Source organism: Oceanobacillus kapialis (genome assembly GCF_044790185.1).
Taxonomy (GTDB): domain Bacteria; phylum Bacillota; class Bacilli; order Bacillales; family Amphibacillaceae; genus Oceanobacillus_B; species Oceanobacillus_B kapialis.
In genome coordinates this window covers 1732067-1748885 of sequence record NZ_CP085256.1, presented here as the reverse complement: position 1 = coordinate 1748885, position 16819 = coordinate 1732067, and the positions used below count along the sequence as shown (strand labels likewise).

The 16819-nt window shown below is 38.0% G+C and carries 19 protein-coding genes; all 19 read right to left on the bottom strand.

Annotated elements, in window-relative coordinates; all coding sequences use genetic code 11:
• The 19 genes from asd to LG273_RS09105 all read right to left on the bottom strand — a co-directional run bounded on the left by asd (position 1) and on the right by LG273_RS09105 (position 16626).
• The gene (gene asd / locus LG273_RS09195) at positions 1 to 1047 is read right to left on the bottom strand and encodes an aspartate-semialdehyde dehydrogenase (protein ID WP_404459294.1); all 1047 of its coding nucleotides are present in this window, start codon (positions 1045 to 1047) and stop codon (positions 1 to 3) included.
• A 60-nt stretch (positions 1048 to 1107) separates the two neighbouring features.
• On the bottom strand, positions 1108 to 1698 hold the full coding sequence (dpaB, locus tag LG273_RS09190; protein ID WP_379561138.1) for a dipicolinate synthase subunit B: 591 nt from the start codon (positions 1696 to 1698) through the stop codon (positions 1108 to 1110).
• Positions 1699 to 1724: 26 nt separating this feature from the next.
• Entirely contained in the window at positions 1725 to 2606 is an 882-nt protein-coding gene (dpaA, locus tag LG273_RS09185; protein WP_404459291.1) for a dipicolinic acid synthetase subunit A, read from the bottom strand.
• 163 nt (positions 2607 to 2769) lie between these two features.
• Positions 2770 to 3012, bottom strand: coding sequence for a YlmC/YmxH family sporulation protein (locus LG273_RS09180; protein ID WP_379561136.1), 243 nt, complete (start codon positions 3010 to 3012; stop codon positions 2770 to 2772).
• Positions 3013 to 3128: 116 nt separating this feature from the next.
• On the bottom strand, positions 3129 to 4355 hold the full coding sequence (locus tag LG273_RS09175) for a M16 family metallopeptidase (protein WP_404459289.1): 1227 nt from the start codon (positions 4353 to 4355) through the stop codon (positions 3129 to 3131).
• Between the two features lie 43 nt (positions 4356 to 4398).
• Positions 4399 to 5343: a polysaccharide deacetylase family protein gene (locus LG273_RS09170; RefSeq protein ID WP_404459287.1), complete on the bottom strand. Its 945-nt coding sequence runs from the start codon at positions 5341 to 5343 to the stop codon at positions 4399 to 4401.
• A gap of 208 nt (positions 5344 to 5551) precedes the next feature.
• A complete protein-coding gene (gene pnp / locus LG273_RS09165) occupies positions 5552 to 7669 on the bottom strand; it encodes a polyribonucleotide nucleotidyltransferase (protein ID WP_404459285.1) in 2118 nt (705 codons plus the stop codon).
• Between the two features lie 296 nt (positions 7670 to 7965).
• Positions 7966 to 8235, bottom strand: a complete 270-nt coding sequence (rpsO, locus tag LG273_RS09160; RefSeq protein WP_379561131.1) for a 30S ribosomal protein S15 — start codon at positions 8233 to 8235, stop codon at positions 7966 to 7968.
• Positions 8213 to 8383: a hypothetical protein gene (locus tag LG273_RS09155; protein ID WP_404459282.1), complete on the bottom strand. Its 171-nt coding sequence runs from the start codon at positions 8381 to 8383 to the stop codon at positions 8213 to 8215. The genes rpsO and LG273_RS09155 overlap by 23 nt, the downstream gene beginning before the upstream one ends.
• On the bottom strand, positions 8376 to 9314 hold the full coding sequence (gene ribF / locus LG273_RS09150; RefSeq protein ID WP_404459280.1) for a riboflavin biosynthesis protein RibF: 939 nt from the start codon (positions 9312 to 9314) through the stop codon (positions 8376 to 8378). The genes LG273_RS09155 and ribF overlap by 8 nt, the downstream gene beginning before the upstream one ends.
• Before the next feature lie 17 nt (positions 9315 to 9331).
• Entirely contained in the window at positions 9332 to 10222 is an 891-nt protein-coding gene (truB, locus tag LG273_RS09145; protein WP_404459278.1) for a tRNA pseudouridine(55) synthase TruB, read from the bottom strand.
• Between the two features lie 128 nt (positions 10223 to 10350).
• Positions 10351 to 10692 carry a 30S ribosome-binding factor RbfA gene (rbfA, locus tag LG273_RS09140; RefSeq protein WP_379561127.1) on the bottom strand — a complete coding sequence of 114 codons (342 nt, stop codon included), beginning with the start codon at positions 10690 to 10692 and terminating at the stop codon, positions 10351 to 10353.
• Between the two features lie 167 nt (positions 10693 to 10859).
• A complete protein-coding gene (locus tag LG273_RS09135; protein ID WP_404459276.1) occupies positions 10860 to 11138 on the bottom strand; it encodes a DUF503 domain-containing protein in 279 nt (92 codons plus the stop codon).
• Positions 11135 to 13273 carry a translation initiation factor IF-2 gene (gene infB, locus LG273_RS09130; protein WP_404459274.1) on the bottom strand — a complete coding sequence of 713 codons (2139 nt, stop codon included), beginning with the start codon at positions 13271 to 13273 and terminating at the stop codon, positions 11135 to 11137. Before infB ends, LG273_RS09135 begins: the two co-directional genes overlap by 4 nt.
• 20 nt (positions 13274 to 13293) lie before the next feature.
• Positions 13294 to 13590, bottom strand: coding sequence for a YlxQ family RNA-binding protein (locus LG273_RS09125; RefSeq protein ID WP_404459508.1), 297 nt, complete (start codon positions 13588 to 13590; stop codon positions 13294 to 13296).
• A 1-nt stretch (position 13591) separates the two neighbouring features.
• Entirely contained in the window at positions 13592 to 13870 is a 279-nt protein-coding gene (gene rnpM / locus LG273_RS09120; RefSeq protein ID WP_379561123.1) for an RNase P modulator RnpM, read from the bottom strand.
• A gap of 16 nt (positions 13871 to 13886) precedes the next feature.
• Entirely contained in the window at positions 13887 to 14981 is a 1095-nt protein-coding gene (nusA, locus tag LG273_RS09115) for a transcription termination factor NusA (RefSeq protein WP_379561122.1), read from the bottom strand.
• A gap of 15 nt (positions 14982 to 14996) precedes the next feature.
• A complete protein-coding gene (gene rimP, locus LG273_RS09110) occupies positions 14997 to 15467 on the bottom strand; it encodes a ribosome maturation factor RimP (RefSeq protein WP_379561121.1) in 471 nt (156 codons plus the stop codon).
• Between the two features lie 304 nt (positions 15468 to 15771).
• On the bottom strand, positions 15772 to 16626 hold the full coding sequence (locus LG273_RS09105) for an STAS domain-containing protein (protein ID WP_379561120.1): 855 nt from the start codon (positions 16624 to 16626) through the stop codon (positions 15772 to 15774).
• Between the last annotated feature and the right edge of the window lie 193 nt (positions 16627 to 16819).

Below are 16819 nucleotides of genomic sequence, written 5' to 3'. Positions count from 1 at the left end.
CTATAAGCGTTTATTCTTAATTAATGTTTCTGCAATCTGTACCGTATTCCAGGCAGCGCCTTTCATAAGATTATCAGAGACAATCCACATATGGAAGCCGTTTTTCACATCAGGATCTTGCCTTACACGACCTACAAAAACTTCCTCTCTATCAGCAGCGCTCAGAGGGGTAGGATACAACTGGTTCTGTGGATCATCCTGTAAAATAACACCGTCTGCCTCTTCTAATACTTTTTGAATTTCATTAACAGCTAAATCGTTACGGTCCAGCTCAACATAAACACTTTCAGCATGTGAAGTGAAAATAGGTAAACGAACGCAAGTCGCTGCAACGGATAAATCAGGTGCGTGCATAATTTTTTTCGTTTCGTTAATCATTTTCATTTCTTCAAAAGTATAACCATTTTCTTGAAAAACATCGATCTGCGGTAATGCATTAAAAGCAATTGGATAATGCTTTTTATCGCCTTTTACTGGTAAAATCTCCGCCTGCATTTCTTCGTTTTTTAAGAAACTAGTAGATTGATTTTCTAATTCCTTGTTCGCAGTCACACCAGCACCAGAAACTGCCTGATATGTCGAAACAATGACACGCTTCAAACCATATGCTTCCTGTAATGGTTTTAATGCTGCGACCATTTGAATTGTAGAGCAATTTGGATTTGCAATAATCCCCTTATGGTTTAAAAGGTCTTCTTTGTTCACTTCTGGTACAACAAGTGGAACATCTTCATCCATTCGAAAAGCACTCGTATTATCTACCACAACAGCACCATGTTTAACGGCCTCAGGAGCTAATTGCTTCGACACAGATCCTCCGGCAGAAAATAAAGCAATATCTATACCTTTAAAACTTTCTGGTAGAGCTTCTTCGACAGTGACTTCTTCGCCATGGAAGGCGATTTTTTTACCCGCAGATCTACTTGAAGATAAAAGCTTTAATTCATTTATAGGGAAATTCTTTTCTTCTAATAGTTTTATTATTTTTTGACCTACTGCACCTGTTGCTCCTACTACAGCTACATTGAATGCTGCTTTATGTGACATCCCCATTACTCCCTTCACTAGTAAAAATAATTCTCTTCTAGCTTTTTATTCTACCACAATCTAATCCATATGCGGAATAATAACAGGCTGTAGCTGTTTATGTTCTAGTGCAGCTTCTATTGTATCGCTTAAAAGGTCCATTTTAGCAACTAGTGAGTTTGGTTTCTGATATGGATCATCTTGACCATATGGAATAAAGTAAATATATTTGCTAGCCATTAAGCGCATTAAGTTCACTCCATTTAAACCAAGTGCATCATTTGTGGAAATACCTAATACAACAGGACTTTGATTACGCATCGTAGCTTTAGCTGCCATTAACACCGGAGAATCGGTTAAAGCGTTCGCAAGCTTGCTTAAGGAATTACCTGTTAATGGAGCAATAACCATACAATCAAGGGGGGCTGCTGGCCCAAGTGGTTCAGCTTCTTGCATCGTGGAGATTACCCGTTTTCCTGTAATAGATTCAATTTTTTCAATATGGTCTTCTGCTTTGCCAAACTTTGTACTCGTATTTCTAACTGTATATGTCACAATTGGCACGACCTCTGCTTTTTGTTCCATTAGCCTTTCTAATTGAGGAAATACTTGATCATACGTACAATGAGAACCCGTTACCCCAAAGCCAATACGTTTTCCTTCTAAACTCATTATGATACCCCTTTTCTATAGTATTCCTAGTCTGCTTTGTGTCCCTGAAGAAACTGTTTAATGACGTCTGCCAGTATCCTACCCGATGTTTTCGGTGCTACTATGCCTGGTAAACTTCTTGCCAAAATAGCTTTAATTCCACGTTGTTTTGCATAGTCAAAATCTGTCCCACCAGGCTTTGATGCCAGATCAATAATAATTGCGTGCGGTGGAAGCTGTTGAATAGTATGACGGTCTATAACAGCGGCAGGGATCGTATTAATTAATACATCACACTCCCTGGCATGGTCAGCCATTTTATTGAGTGAGATGGCAGTCAACGCCATTTCTGTTATTCTTGCTAGTTCTGCACTATCTTGGGTGACAACAGAAACCTTTGCCCCTAGTGCATTGAATTTATTAGCTATGGTTTTACCTACACGCCCGAATCCAGCAACCATTACACGGGAACCATGAATGGTATAGTCGGTATGTTCAATTGCCATCATAATGGATCCTTCTGCTGTTGGGATAGAATTATAAATGGCTACATCATCTCTATTTAATAATGGTATTAGTGAAATGTCTTCTTGTGTTGTTACATTTTTTAAATAATCATTAGAAATGCCAGTAAACACAATTGCCGAATCCTTTAATTGCCGGAACCATTGTGGTGTAATGTGTATGGTTTCATGAGAGAACACTGTCTCCACGTTACCCATATTGTCTGTACCTGTAATTGGTAAGATAAGAACATCAAGTTCTTCTGGTTTTAGCTCACTAAACTCGAGTTGTTTTAACCCGGTAAATCCTTGCTCCAATTTATCAAAGCCGACAAGATTAATGGTCGCTCCTGGAATAGTCTGTAGTTGACGAATTAACTCCAGATAACGGGCGTCGCCTCCTATTACTGCAATTGTATGATTCATTATGTTGCACACCCTCCAAACATCGAGTTCCTTAACTCATTTCCATATAGCTTATGAAATCAGCGGATGTTAGTGAGTGGTAATTTCTAAAAAACAGGAAAAAGGCTGATACCCCAAAACGTGGGTCAGCCTTTATGTACCAGTAACTATTTATTTTTCCAGCTTAATCAAGTCTATCCGTATCGATAATAATCATATCTTCCCCAATTTTCTTAATGGCGCTCCATTTAATCTTTGTTTCTTCCCCCTCTTTCTTTAGGCCAAACCATTTATAGTTAGGGATAATAAAAGATTCAATTTGCCCGGTATGTTCATTAATTTCCAAATCTGTCTGACCAAGCACACCTAAACGGGACCCTTCGTTAACGTTAACGATTTCTTTTCCACTAATATCTTTATAACGCAATTTATTTAACCTCCCATTAAAATAGGCTTTTCTTACTTACTTTGCTTTCCTAGTACAATTTTAAGATGCTTATCTTTAATAGTATAGTTCCGAATATTAAAAAAAGAACCTATGCATTACATAGGTTCTTCCGTAGGTGCGATTAAAGCACTTGAAGATGTTTTTTCAAATACGATGTCAATCACTTTTCTGATGGAATCATGATCAACGGCGTCAATCTTCTCGATCATTTGGTCCATCGTTCTATGATGGCCAAGTAGAAGTTCATTTTTGCCGTTTCTACTCATACGACTATTGGTACTTTCCAAACTAAGCAATAGGTTTCCCTTTAGTTGTTCTTTATTGTTCTGTAGCTCTTTATCCGTTATACCATCTTGGATTAACTTTTCCACTGTGCGATCAATTGTACTTCTTAATAACGGCAATTGGTCTTTTCCTGTCCCAGCGTAAATCGTTAGCATTCCATTATCCAGAAAGGAAGAATGGTAGGAAAAAACGGAATAGGCAAGGCCTTGTTTTTCCCTGATATCCTGAAAAAGACGCGAACTCATACTACCGCCAAGAACGTTGTTCATAATGATAAGGCTATATATATTTTCATGGCCTGTTTGTAGTCCATCATAGCCCAAACAAAGATGCGCTTGCTCAGTATCTTTATTACGCTCAAGCTTATTTGCAAGAAATGCTGGTTTTATTAATGTGCTAGGTTGTTGTTTTGATTCGTAGGAACCGAAATATTCGTCCACTTTATTAATAAAGGAAGAGTCAACATTTCCTGCTACGGATACCACAACATTTTCTGGTGAGTAACGATCTTCCATATAATCTCTTAGCGATTGAGGCTTGAAAGACCTAAGCTGCTCTTCTGTTCCTAATATCGGGTAACCTAACGGATGATCACCATATGAGGCAGTCGCAAGTAGATCATGAACAATGTCGTCAGGTGTATCTTCATACATTTTGATCTCTTCATAGACGACTTTTTTCTCTCTTTCCATTTCTTCTTCATCAAAAGCTGAGTTAAAGAACATATCGGCAAGTATTTCTAGTGCAAATTCTTTATGCGTGTCTACAACCTTTGCATAATAACAAGTGTATTCCTTAGATGTAAATGCGTTTACTTGCCCGCCAATTGAGTCAAATGCTTCAGCTATATCTTGTGCTGAACGGGTTTTTGTCCCCTTGAAAAACATATGTTCTAAAAAGTGTGAGATACCATTGTTGGCAATAGATTCATTACGAGAACCCGTTAATACCCAAATACCGATCGTTACAGATCTAACAGCAGGTACGCTCTCTAGAACAACCCTAAGACCGTTTTTACTCTTGTGTTTTTCAATCAATGTACTTCCTCCTATGCGATATGTAAGATGTGCGTCTGAATGATTACCTTTCCGGACTGACTAATTGTTCCATCGTACCTATTTTATACCCCTTGTCCTTTACAGAATCTATTAAATCTGAAAGACCTGCAGCAGTTGAAGCAGTCGGGTGCATAAGAATAGTAGCTCCTGGATGGAGTTTACTACTCACTCGATTAATCATAACAGATACAGTAGGTTTCTTCCAATCAATCGTGTCCACTGTCCAGAGTATTGTTTCCATTTTTAAGCTGTGTGCTGCATCTACTACATGTTGGTTATAGCTTCCGCTTGGTGGCGCAAACCAAGTGGGTGTATTTCCTGTAATAGCTTTTAATATATCGTTTGTTTGGCTGATTTGCTCGACCATTTCTTGGTTTGATAAACGTGCCATATCTGGATGATTATAAGCATGATTCCCAATAAGATGATTCTGACTTTTTATCATTTTAACAAGCTCGACATTTTCTTTAGCCCATTTCCCTTCAATAAAGAAATTGGCTCTAACTTTCTTTTCTTTCAGTATGGCTAATAGTTCCGGGACATATTCTGTTCCCCATGAAACATTGATTAACAAAGACACCATGTTTTTTTCAGGGTTACCCCGATAAATCGGTGATGGTGGTAAATCCTCCAGGGACACTTTCGGCGCTATCTGGTTGTACACGAGAAGTGTTTCATCATATTTCCCTTTCTTCTTCATTCTTTCATAAGATTTTACAATGTTGACTTCTAGCCCATTACGCCCCGGTGTTTTCTTCCATACATCATCTATGTATGAATCAACTGCCTCTTCCTTATATGCTTTAGCTTGTTTCTCGATTTCCTCATATAACGGATCTGTAGTTTTTGTAGTTTGCATAAACGATGGAATACTTTCCATTGAAAACGGGTTATACGTTGTGTTGAAAGATATTGTGATAATAACTAAGAAAACAACAATATGTGCAACTTGTCGTAACCGATACATACTTACCCCCTCCTATTAACAACTTATGTTGTCCTAGGACAAGGTATGCTTTAAACAATTCGCTAATTCTTTTTATTCTTACATTAACTCTTTCTAAACAAAAAAGCCGAAAGATTCAAATCAGCCAGATGGCTGCGAATAATCTTTCAGCTTTTATTACTTAAACTAACTTTTACAAGACAGACTTATTTAACTGTTTATGGCAGGTTTAAGAATTTGCCTTTTCCTGCTTTTCCTTTTCTTCTTTAAGGACAGCTTTGCGGGAAAGGTTTACTCTTCCTTGATTATCAATTTCTTTTACCTTAACCATAATTTCATCTCCGATAGAGACGACATCTTCTACCTTGTTGGTGCGCTCTTCAGCCAACTCAGATATATGAACAAGGCCATCTTTTCCTTTGAACAATTCAACAAAAGCACCGAATTTTTCAATACGTTTTACCGTCCCAAGATACATTTGACCTACCTCTACTTCTCTTACAAGGTCTTCAATGATCTTCTTAGCACGCTCATTCATTTTTGCTTCTGTAGATGAAATGAACACACTGCCATCCTGTTCAATGTCAATTTTTACGCCAGTTTCATCAATAATTTGATTGATTTGCTTCCCACTTGGTCCGATAACATCACGGATTTTGTCAGGGTTAATAGACATCGTTAAGATTTTAGGTGCATATTGAGACAATTCTTCTTTTGGCTCTTTAATTGTTGCAAGCATAGAGTCAAGAATTTGCATTCTTCCTTTTTTAGCCTGGTTAAGAGCTTCCTCAAGAATTTCTCTTGATAAACCATCAATCTTAATATCCATTTGAAGTGCCGTTACACCTTTAGCTGTACCAGCAACTTTAAAGTCCATATCTCCAAGTGCATCTTCCATGCCTTGAATATCTGTAAGGATAGAGTAATCTTCACCAGATTTAACTAGCCCCATTGCAATTCCAGCTACTGGTGCCTTTATTGGTACACCTGCTGCCATCATGGCAAGTGTGCTTGCACAAATACTTGCCTGTGAAGTAGACCCATTTGATTCCAGTACTTCTGAAACAAGGCGAATTGTGTAAGGAAAGTCTTTATCAGACGGGATTACCTTCTCTAGAGCCCGTTCCCCTAAAGCACCATGTCCAATCTCTCTACGACCAGGTCCTCTAATTGGTCCTGTTTCCCCAACACTATATTGTGGGAAGTTGTAGTGGTGCATAAAGCGTTTAGATTCTTCCAAATCAAGCCCGTCCAAGATTTGCACATCACCAAGTGCTCCTAAAGTACAAACACTTAGAGCCTGAGTTTGCCCACGTGTAAATAATCCAGAACCATGTGTTCTTGGCAATACATTGATACGTGAAGACAATGGACGGATTTCATCTATCTTCCTGCCATCTGGACGTACTTTTTCTTTTGTAATCAATCTACGGACTTCAGCTTTAACCATTTTATCTAAGATAGATTTAACTTGTTTTAAGATATCTGCATCATCTTCATCCTCATAGGATGCAAGGATGTCTTCTTTCACCTTACTAATGGCATCTTCTCTGGCATGCTTCTCTTTCACCTGTATAGCAGCAATTAGATCTTCAGATGCCTGTTCTTCCACCTTTTTAGTAAGTTCTTCTTCTAATTCAAAGAGTTTAACTTCAGACTTTTCTTGCCCGACAGCTTTCACAATCTCCTCTTGGAATTCTACTAGGCGAATGATCTCTTTATGACCAAACATGATTGCTTCAAGCATGACTTCTTCTGGAACCTCATCAGCTCCAGCCTCTACCATGTTAATTGCATCTTTAGTACCAGCAACGGTTAATTCAATATCACTTTTTTCTTCTTGTTCAATCGTAGGGTTAATAATAAACTCTCCATTTACACGGCCAACATTAACACCAGCAATTGGCTCTGCAAACGGGATATCTGATACGCTTAATGCAATAGAAGAACCAACCATTGCAGCTATTTCAGAAGGACAGTCCTGATCCACACTCATAACGGTGCTAATTACTTGGACTTCGTTACGGAAGCCATCAGGGAATAAAGGACGAATTGGACGGTCGATTAGTCGTGAAGAAAGGATTGCCTTTTCACTTGGACGCCCTTCTCGTTTTATAAAGCCCCCCGGTATTTTTCCAACTGCATAAAGACGCTCTTCATAATTAACAGTTAGTGGGAAAAATGGCAGATCTTTTGGTTCCTTTGATGCAGTTGCAACAGACAAAACAGACGTATCGCCATAATGAATCATTGCAGCACCATTCGCTTGTTTCGCTAGTTCTCCTATTTCAACGGTGAACGTTTTACCTGCAATTTCTGTAGAAAATATTTGCTTTTCTTCTGGCATTAGTAGTACTCCTTTCAATAAACTCAAGCTCCATTCGAGCAATTTTGCAGTTTTCTTACATTCATAGCGGATCACAATTTAGTCGCTTTTATTACCTAAACTGCTTATCCTTATAAAAAACACTCCTACTATTATATTATAGTTTATAAGCAGGAATGTAAATTTTATGTAGAAAAATCTTGTCCCTTTAGGATCACCCTTATTTTGTGATAGGAAAAGATTTTTAATTACTTAAGAATCATGTACAAAATAAAATCACTATAAAAAAAGCAGGATTTCTCCTGCTTTTTAATTAATTATCGGCGTAAGCCAAGCTTTTTAATTAATTCACGATAGCGAGTAACATCTTTATTACGTAAGTAGTTAAGTAAGTTACGACGTTTACCTACCATTTTCAAAAGACCTCTACGTGAGTGGTGATCTTTTTTGTGAACACGAAGATGCTCATTTAGAGTAGTGATTTCTTCAGTTAATACAGCGATTTGTACTTCTGGAGAACCAGTATCACTCTCATGAACCTTGTACTCATTAATAATTTCATTCTTACGTTCCTGTGTGATTGCCATATGGCGCACCTCCTATATTAATATAGATCCCCATTCCCCTAGCAATCGTCGGAGTTACGAATTGCCAAGCGATGGTTTTACGTTGTTTATCATACATCTTTTTAGTGGAAAATGCAAGGAAAAGATAGGATGGAAGCCTATTAAGCACTAAAATACCTTCTTACTTTATTTTCATCTGCGGCAATTTCATTAACTAGCGCCTCTACGCCAGTAAATTTCTTTTCTTCTCGAATAAAAGAATGCCATTCGACACGTAACTCTTCCCCGTATAAATCATTATTATAATCAAAAATGTTTACTTCCAGAACAGGCTCTTCCAGCTGGTCCGTGAATGTTGGTTTGAAGCCTAAGCTAGCCATCCCCTCGTATACTTCATGTTTATAGAGGACTTTGACAGCATAGACACCAACTTTAGGAAGCAGTGCTTCTTCATTTACTGAAATATTGGCAGTAGGATATCCAATGGTTCGGCCCCGTTGGTCCCCTTTTACAACAGTACCAGACACACTTAATGGTCTGCCGAGTAAATTAGTTACTTCTTCCAATCTTCCTTCTTTTAACAAACTACGAATCTTCGTAGAGCTAATTTTCTCTCCATCCAGTACAACTTTATCAACTTGTGTAGTAGAAAATACCCCATTAGCATGCTCTTCAATGGTTTGCATATTACCTTTTCCTTTATGTCCATAAGAAAAATCGAAGCCCGCAACGACATGCTTGATGTGTAGCCCTTTAAGAAAATGATCTACAAACGCTTGTGGCGACAAAGCAGCCAGTTCTTTATTAAATTGAATAATATAGAGCCTATCTACATCTAGCTTTTGTAATATTTCCTGCTTTTCTCGAATAGGTGTAATGTACTTTACATGCTGCACATCTTTTTTTAAGACGACAGACGGATGAGGGTGAAAGGTTATCACTGCACTTTCCATCCCCCTGTCCTTTGCTTCATTTACAGCTGTTTGAATGACTTTCTGATGCCCTTTATGTATTCCATCAAAAAAGCCGATGGCCGAAACAGTTTCAGGTAACTCGTTTAATACCATAGAATGTGGATATGTTAATTCAAATGTTCTCATATTCCTCACCTGCACTTTTATCCATTAAAAACACGAACGGGTTTAATTTCCCCTGGTTTCTCAGGATGTGTTTGATAGATTGCCAAAAAATCTTGATTATGCATAATGACAAACGGTTCCTTCATTATTTTATCAGGTTTTAATAGTTTTTGCCCGTTTCGTACTTTTTCCGCTGTTTTTTCATCTACTTGCAAATAATCCAAGTGATCTAGCCCTTTTGATAATGGGATTAATAACGATTCCGGGGTGCCCTTCTTCACTGCCTCTTCCACCTCTAACAGGCTGAGGGATTCTTTACGTGAAAACGAACCCACTTTTGTTCTCACTAAGTGTGCCATGTGTGCAGGGTAACCCAATTTCTTCCCGATGTCCACACAGAGCGTGCGAATGTAAGTCCCTTTGGAGCAGACAACTTGAAAGGTAATACTCTGCCGGTCTTCATGTACTGAAACATTAGAAATAGAAAATATCTCGATCTGCCGTGTCGGTCTTTCCACAACTTGGTTTGCTCTGGCATATTCATAAAGTTTCTTTCCATTAACTTTTACAGCAGAGTACATAGGTGGTACTTGTGTAATTTTACCGACAAAAGAGGTTAGTACCTCATTGATTCGGTCAGCTGTTGGAAAATCTGTTACAGTTTTCTCTTCAAATACTTTACCATGTGCATCTTCTGTCTCAGTGGCAGTTCCTAGCTTAAGCTCTGCAACATATGTTTTTTGAGTTTCTGTAAGAAATGGAACAATCTTTGTAGCCTGGCCAATACATATAGGTAATACACCTTCTACCTCTGGGTCCAGTGTTCCCGTGTGCCCTACTTTCTTCGTTTTTAGTAGTTTTCTTATTTTAAAAACGCAATCATGTGACGTCATCCCTTTTTGTTTCCATAAAGGCAAAATTCCGTTCATACCAATACCTCCACTTATCACCGAGCGTGTTTAAAAGACTACGTGGTTTAAACTTGTAGCTTCACACCATCGATTATTCTTTTTATGGAAAAAATCTGACTCAAGTAGAGTCAGATTATCCAACTAGCCTATTTATTTAAATCACGTAATATGGTTTCAATTCTATTACCATATTCGAGAGCTTCATCAAATTCAAACACCAGCTCAGGTGTTTTGCGGAGTCTGATTCGTTGACCTATCTCGGAACGGATAAACCCTTTTGCTTTGGCAAGCCCTAATAACGTATCCTGCTTTTGTTGTTCATCGCCTAGCACAGAGATAAATACTTTTGCCTGTTGAAGATCGCCAGTAACTTCTACATCCGTAACAGTTACAAACCCAACTCTTGGATCTTTAATTTTCCTCGTTAAAATTTCACCAAGCTCTTTTTTCATTTGTTCTGCAATCCGATTTGCTCTTAATTCTGCCAACTTATTCACCTCTTTAAGAAAAGCGCAGATGCCCTGTCTAAGAAAATTCAATTATCCTCTCCTCGGCTGCTATTCATGCCAAATTTCAGAATGTGTGGAGCTAGATATCTGCGCGAATTTATACTTTTACTATAGAAAAAAATGTATCAGAGTACGAGTGAAATGCATTACATTCTTTCAATAGTTGTTTCTGTTCTTTCAAGTTCAGAATATGCATCGATCACTTTCATTACTTCTTGCATAACCTTTACAGAATGCACGTAATCATTTGAAATCGTGACGATACCTATTTTAGTCCGTTGCCATAAATCATGGTAGTCAAGCTCCGTTACTGCAACATTAAAAGAGTTACGAAGCTTGGCCATCAATCTTTTCAACACAGACCTTTTCTGCTTAAGGGAATGTCCATCATACATCATGCACTCTACCTCAGCATAAATGATCATTTACGCTCAATTTCCTCCATTACATATGCTTCAATAATATCGCCTTCTTTAATATCATTAAAGTTCTTGATTGTAATACCACACTCGTAGTTTTGAGCTACTTCTTTTACATCATCTTTAAATCGTTTGAGTGCATCAATTTCTCCTTCGAAATGAACGACACCGTCACGAATTAATCTTATTCCTGCATCTCTGGTAATTTTACCTTCTGTTACGTAGCTACCAGCGATCGTACCAATTTTAGATACTTTAAAGGTTTCACGTACTTCTGCCTGTCCTGTAACTTTTTCTTCATACTCTGGGTCTAGCATACCCTTCATAGCTGCTTCTACTTCTTCAATGGCTTTGTAAATTACACGGTGCAGACGTACATCCACTTTTTCAGATTCTGCAGCCTTTTTAGCATTTGCATCAGGTCTAACATTAAAACCAATTACGATAGCATTCGAAGCAGATGCCAAAATAATATCAGATTCTGTTATCGCACCAACTGCAGTGTGAATAATTTTAATGTTTACACCTTCTACTTCAATCTTTTGCAAGGATGAAGCTAATGCACCAGCAGATCCTTGAACATCTGCTTTAATAATAATGTTTATTTCTTTCATTTCCCCTTGCTTAATTTGTTCAAATAAGTCATCCAAGCTGACTTTCGTCTGCTCTCCACGACTTTCTTGAATCTGTTTCTGTTGACGGGCTTCCCCAATTTGACGTGCTTTCTTTTCATCTTTAAACACGAGGAATTGGTCTCCAGCTTGTGGAACTTCATTTAACCCTGTAATTTCTACAGGAGTAGATGGTCCAGCTTCGGTTACGCGCTGGCCAAGATCGTTAACCATTGCACGCACTCGCCCGTACGTATTACCTACAACAAGAGAGTCCCCGACATGAAGCTCACCATTTTGGACAAGTAATGTAGCAACAGATCCACGTCCTTTGTCAAGCTGTGCATCAATTACGGTACCAAAAGCATTAGCTTGTGGATTGGCTTTTAACTCTTCCATTTCAGATACTAAGACAATCATTTCTAAAAGCTCGTCAATTCCTTCATTCTTGATAGCAGATAAATTAACAAAGATGGTGCTGCCTCCCCAATCCTCAGGAACAAGCTCATATTCGGTCAATTCCTGCATGACTCGATCAGGGTTGGCACCTTCCTTATCCATTTTGTTCACCGCTACGATAATTGGAACCTCTGCTGCTTTTGCATGGTTTATAGCTTCTACTGTTTGTGGCATTACACCATCATCAGCAGCTACTACTAAAATGGCGATATCCGTAACTTGTGCTCCACGTGAGCGCATGCTTGTGAAAGCAGCATGACCCGGCGTATCTAAGAACGTAATTTTCTTACCATCATTTTCTACTTGGTAGGCGCCAATATGCTGTGTAATTCCTCCAGCTTCACCGGCTGTCACTTTTGTATGACGGATTGCATCAAGTAACGTTGTTTTCCCGTGGTCAACGTGTCCCATTATGGTTACAACCGCTGGACGTTCTGTTAGATCTTCTTCTTTATCCTCTTCAAGATATTTATCGAAATCAGTATCTTCTAGAATGATCTCTTTTTCTACTTCCACACCATACTCGGCACAAATTAATTCAATTGCATCGTCGTCAAGGTCCTGGTTTTTTGTTGCCATTACTCCTAGGAACATTAATTTCTTAATAATCTCTGAAGCTTCTTTGTTTAATTTATCAGCAAGATCACTTACCGTAAGTGTTTCACTGTAAGTAATATGCTTCGGTGTCTCTTTGACAACAGGTTGTTTAGGTGCTTGTTGATGTCCTTTTTTATTCCCTTTATTCTTTTTAGAATTTGGGTTAAAATTCCCATTGTTCCGTTGTTGATTGGAATTGGGTTTATTCTTCCCTTTATTTCCTTGGTTATGATTCTTTTTAATGGAAGTTTGATTTGGTTTTGACTGTGAAGCCGTGTTCCCTGATGGCTGTTTTTTCTCCTCTGTTGCTTTTGGCTTCTCAACAAACTTTTCATCCAGCTTTTGCACAGTCTCAGGTGAAATGGTAGACATGTGGTTAGACACTTCTACATTCAATTCCTCTAAATAATTTATAACATCTTTACTTGATTTGTTTATTTTCTTTGCATATTCATATACACGCATTTTACTCATACGTTCACCCCCGAATTTAATTACCCGAGTAGCGATTGAATCTTAGTAGCAAATCCTGCATCTAAAATAGCAACAGCTACTCTTTGGGATTTTCCAATAGCTTGGGATAGCGTTTCTCTATCATCCACTATTTCATATGGTACATTGTATGATTTACATTTATCCGTAAGCTTTTTTTTCGTTTGTGGACCTATATCACTTGCCAACAAGACAAGCTTAGCTCGGTTTTGCCGAATATCCTTCACGATTGCCTCTTCTCCAAGGGAGAGTTTTCGTGCTCGGTATGCAAGCCCAATCATATTTAAGTACGGATTCATATTATTCATGATGTTTTCCTTGTACCAGTTTAATTAATTCCTCATAGATAGAAGCATCTACTTCCGTGTTCAGCTGTCTATTCAAAACCCCAGTTTTTTCAGCTTGACGGATGATCTCAAGATCCTTTGTTAAGTAGGCACCTCTGCCATTCTTTTTACCTGTCTCATCGACAAAGACTTCGCCGTCCTTATTGCGTACTACGCGGATCAGCTGCTTCTTAGGTTTCATTTCATTTGTTACAACACATTTTCGCTCAGGTACTTTTCTCTTTTGAACCATAAGTCAGCCCCCCTTACTAAAACAGATCTTCTTCAGTATCTGGTAGAGACTCTGGTTGCTCATCAAGTAAACCTTCTTCTCGAGCTTCCGATTCACTCTTAATGTCAATCTTCCAGCCAGTAAGTTTTGCAGCAAGACGAGCATTTTGTCCACGTTTTCCAATTGCTAAGGATAATTGATAATCTGGAACAATTACCGTAGTTGCTTTTTCTTCCTCATCTACAATAACATCTACTACTTTAGATGGGCTAAGCGCATTGGAAACATATACAACCGGATCCTCGGACCATTCCACCACATCAATTTTTTCGCCTTTTAATTCATTTACAATGGCTTGAACACGTTGCCCCTTTTGTCCGACACAGGATCCTACTGGGTCTATTTCCGGATCTGGTGCATGAACAGATATTTTTGAACGGTCACCAGCTTCTCGTGCAACAGACTTAATTTCCACAATTCCTTCATAAATTTCTGGAACTTCCATTTCAAAAAGGCGCTTTAGTAAGCCTGGATGGGATCTGGAAATATATATTTGGGGACCTTTACTCGTATTTTCAACCTTCGTTACAAAAACTTTAAGACGGTCGTGTACATAGTATTCTTCTGTAGGCATTTGTTCTGCTTCAGCAAGCTTTGCTTCGATTTTTCCAAGATTGACATATACAAAGCGAGGGTCCTTGCGCTGAATAATACCTGTCATAACATCTTCTTCACGATCAGCATATTCAGAAAAGATTACGCCTCGTTCTGCTTCTCTAACACGTTGTGTTACAACTTGCTTAGCTGCTTGTGCTGCAATACGTCCAAAGTCTTTTGGTGTTACTTCCACCTCTACCACGTCTTCTAATGTATAATTCGGATCAATTTTCTTTGCTTCCTCAAGCGAAATTTCTTCTTGGTTATCTTCTACTTCTTCTACAATCGTTTTCCGGGAGAAGACGCCCATTTTTCCTGTTTCTTCGTTAAGTTCTACACGGACATTAGTAGCTGATTTAAAATTCTTTTTATACGCAGAAATTAACGCAGCTTCGAGCGCCTCTAGTAAAATATCCTTGTCGATCCCTTTTTCTTTTGCCAAATAATCAATCGCCTCAAACAACTGATTGCTCACGTTCTTTTCCCCCTTTTAAAACATTACAGCAAGACGTGCTTTTGCTATTTTGTCATATGGTAGTTCTACTTGTTTTTTTCTTGTTTTCACTTTGTACTCTATTGTTAACAGATCATTATCAAAGCTTTTTAGAATACCTTCATATTCCTTTTCACCTTCAATAGGCTCATAAAGTTTGACAAAGATATTTTTATCAATATTGTTCATAAAGTCTTCTTGTGTTTTTAATGGCCGCTCCACACCCGGGGAAGAAACTTCTAAAAAGTATGCTTCTTTGATCGGGTCTGTACTATCTAATTTCTCACTTAATTCTTCGGAAACCACACCACATTCCGTGATATCTACTCCACCTGGTTTGTCAATATAAACGCGGAGAAACCAGTTTTTTCCTTCTTTCACATATTCCACATCTACAAGTTCTAGGTCTTTAGGTTCCAGGATTGGCCGCAACAATTCCTCTGTTGTTTTTATTACTTGAGAACTCAATTTTCATCCTCCTTTATTCAGTTGTTTGCTGCCTCTTTAGCTTCTAATCGCTGTCTTTCTGATAGTATGAACCATCATACTACTTTTCATTTGAACATATCGTAAATCAATAGAAAACCCCTGCCTAAATTGCTGTGGCAAGGGGGTGGTTACGCGAAGTTGAAAAGAAGTATGAAGAAAGAGTGGGCATATACCCACTCTTTTAACCGTTCGTATCATTACTTACCAAAAAATAGTATATCATAAAGGGCATTGACATGCAAGATGGTGGGCACTTCTATAGTATAGCCTTTATAACCTGCTGTTAAACCAAAAGACTGCCAGTGGGATTATCCTGCTTCGCAAACAAGCCCAGTGCCTGCTGGAGACTTCCTGTTGTCTTCACTTTTTCACCAAATGAAACATCATATGCTACAATCTCTCGAACGATATCCGGACGTAAACCAGTTATAATAGTTTGACAACCCATCATCGAAACACCATCTAATAATTTTAGAAAATGATGAATTGCTTCTTGATCCATCTCCGCAATACCTGATAGGTCTAATAGTAACTTTTCTACTTTATGCTTTCCGATTTCTAATAAAACTTTCTCTTCAATAATTCCTGCTCGATACGAATCTATTGTGCCTATTAGTGGTAAGATGCTCGTTTTGTTGGTGATTGGAATAATAGGCACAGACAAGTTTTCCACGAGTTTTCGTTGTTTTTCTAATAATTCTTCTTTGTAATCTGAGTAAGAGATGAAAAAGCCTTGGAAAAACTCATCAATTAATTTATTTATTTTGATAACCATTTCATAGGAATTTTCATTTATTGGAGGCATTTCGTGTACTTTTTCAAATTCGTACAAAAAGCTCCAAAATGCTTTTCTGATAGTCTTCACCCATTCTAATTTGAAGGAAAGCGTTAGGGATGTTTTCGCCCATGCCACACCTTCCTTTTGAGCAAATTGAATTACCTCTTGTTCTTTATTATTCACGATCATAAGGATGAGATGATACGCATTTTCTACTAAGTTAATCCCACCAATCAACTTGATCTCCTCTAATTTTTCTTCATCTATTGATGCTTCATGAAGTAACAGCGCTTCAAGTTCTTTTCTATTATCAATTATAAAATTTTCAACCTTAGCTTTATCATTAAATATGTAACTCATATCCGATTGCATCTCCTTTTGAGTATTCTTTTGAGTATTCTGTAGTACGTTAAATGGAATTCATTGAATATTCTGCACTGATTATAACATAATATGTAGCCAGTACAAAAAATAACCAGACTATGCAGACAGGTAATAAATGGAAGATTGTAACGATGTAATTTTAATCTTTTTTAATAATATAGTTAAAAAA